Here is a 1,995-nt window from a genome sequence, read left to right on the forward strand (position 1 = left end):
CGCAGAAAACCCCGTCACCCGATGGGGAAGAACAATCAGCCAAATCACACCATCCCTCGTAACAACTCCTATCAACGCCGCAGTGAATTAATGCGAAACCAACTGAGAACGACCTAATACGAACAAAAACTTCGCTTCTTATCAGGCGGTAAAATTAGGGTATGTTCGATTCGCGAACCCGGACACTGGTTACACAAGGAATTTTTGTATGAAGATTGCGATCGCCGGGATTGGCTATGTCGGCCTGTCCAATGCTGTGCTGTTGGCACAAAACCATGAAGTGGTGGCTTTGGACCTGTCAGCAGATCGTGTTGATCAAGTTAACCTGCGTCAAAGCCCGATCCAGGATGCCGAGATTACCGATTTCCTGACGAACCGCACGCTTGACCTAACCGCCACGACCGATGCGGAAACCGCCTTTGGCGGGGCAGAGTTCGTGATTGTGGCTACTCCAACCAATTACGATCCGCGCAGCAATTACTTCGACACAAGTTCGGTCGATACGGTAATCGAACAAGTTACCGCGCTGAATCCAGACGCGGTCATCGTGATCAAATCCACCATCCCGGTGGGGTTCGTCGCCGGGGCCCGCGCGCGGTTCGGCACCGACAACGTCATCTTCTCACCGGAGTTCCTGCGCGAGGGGCGGGCGCTCTATGACAACCTGCACCCCAGCCGCATCATCGTCGGTGAACGGTCAGACCGGGCAAAGGTCTTTGCCGATCTGCTGGTGGAAGGGGCGGTGGACAAGGAAGTGCCGGTGCTGTTCACCGATGCAGACGAGGCCGAGGCGATCAAGCTGTTCGCCAATACCTTTCTTGCCATGCGGGTGGCGTTTTTCAACGAGTTGGACAGTTATTCCCTGGCGGGAGGCATGGACTCGCGCCAGATCATCGAAGGCGTCAGCCTCGACCCGCGCATTGGCGCGCATTACAACAACCCGTCCTTTGGCTATGGCGGTTATTGCTTGCCCAAGGACACCAAGCAGCTACTGGCCAATTACAACCACGTGCCGCAGAACCTGATCCGCGCTATCGTCGATGCCAACCGCACCCGCAAGGATTTCCTCAGCGACCAGATTCTGATGAAAGGGCCAAAGGTTGTCGGCATTTACCGTCTGGTGATGAAAGAGGGCAGCGACAATTTCCGTCAAAGCTCGGTTCAGGGCATCATGAAACGGATCAAAGCCAAGGGCATAGAGGTCATCGTCTATGAACCGACCCTGAGCGCGGATCACTTTTTTCACTCACCGGTGATCCGCGATCTTGAGGAGTTCAAGCAGCAGGCTGACTTAATCGTCGCCAACCGCTTGTCGGACGAAATACGCGATGTAAGCGACAAGGTCTTTACCCGCGATCTGTTCGGCGCCGACTAAGATCGGCTGGGGCGGCGCTGAACCCGCGCCTGTTCAAGGAAGACCTGCCGCACAAACGACAGCGGCAGGTTTCGGTTCTGTCTCAGATCAGCACGAGGGCGTGGATGCCCGATGCAGTTGTCCCGGTGGCATGAACGCGCGTCACGCCGACAGGCAGGATGGAAAAATCAGCCACCTGTACGGTGCGTGTTTCGCTGCGGACCGTGGTCATCACCACCGCGCCGCCCGTTTCGACGTACAGACCGATTGCCACTTCGGCCAGATCGGTGGTGTCAGAAGGTGTCACGGGGGCAGCGTCGCGCGCGGGGCCGGACAAGCTGGAAACACGGTTTGTAAACGGGTTGGTCGTCATGGGTCGGGTCTCGTTCTCTGTGTCAATCAGCGGAACGCTAGCCAAAACCGCTTAACGACGTGAAAGCCCATCGTGCGTTGCGCAGCCTGTTCGGCGGCCCAACACCAAAAAAGCCCCCGTTTCGGGGGCCTGTTCCGCGCGGCACTTGGGTGTCTTATGCCGCGCGTTCTGTTGCGTGGCTGTTCAGCCCTTTGCGCCTTGGCCTCGGGCGTAGACGTCCTCGTATCGGACGATGTCGTCCTCTCCGAGATAGGCGCCGGTCTGAACC

The 1,995-nt window shown here is 57.4% G+C and carries 2 protein-coding genes; one reads left to right on the plus strand and one right to left on the minus strand.

All coding sequences use genetic code 11. The annotated features are described in order from the left end of the window. Positions 1 to 208 precede the first annotated feature (208 nt). On the plus strand, positions 209 to 1,375 hold the full coding sequence (locus ACR1XY_RS24410) for a nucleotide sugar dehydrogenase (RefSeq protein WP_480597375.1): 1,167 nt from the start codon (positions 209 to 211) through the stop codon (positions 1,373 to 1,375). Positions 1,376 to 1,457: 82 nt separating this feature from the next. On the opposite strand, the gene ACR1XY_RS24415 is transcribed toward ACR1XY_RS24410, so the two are convergent. Further along, positions 1,458 to 1,727, minus strand: a complete 270-nt coding sequence (locus ACR1XY_RS24415) for a spike base protein, RCAP_Rcc01079 family (RefSeq protein WP_480597379.1) — start codon at positions 1,725 to 1,727, stop codon at positions 1,458 to 1,460. Between the last annotated feature and the right edge of the window lie 268 nt (positions 1,728 to 1,995).

This window comes from Ruegeria sp. AD11(2025) (genome assembly GCF_056542405.1).

Coding starts and splice junctions, on each gene's coding strand:
- ACR1XY_RS24415 (WP_480597379.1), bottom strand. CDS start 1,727: ATGACGACCAACCCGTTTACAAACCGTGTTTCCAGCTTGTCCGGCCCC.
- ACR1XY_RS24410 (WP_480597375.1), top strand. CDS start 209: ATGAAGATTGCGATCGCCGGGATTGGCTATGTCGGCCTGTCCAATGCT.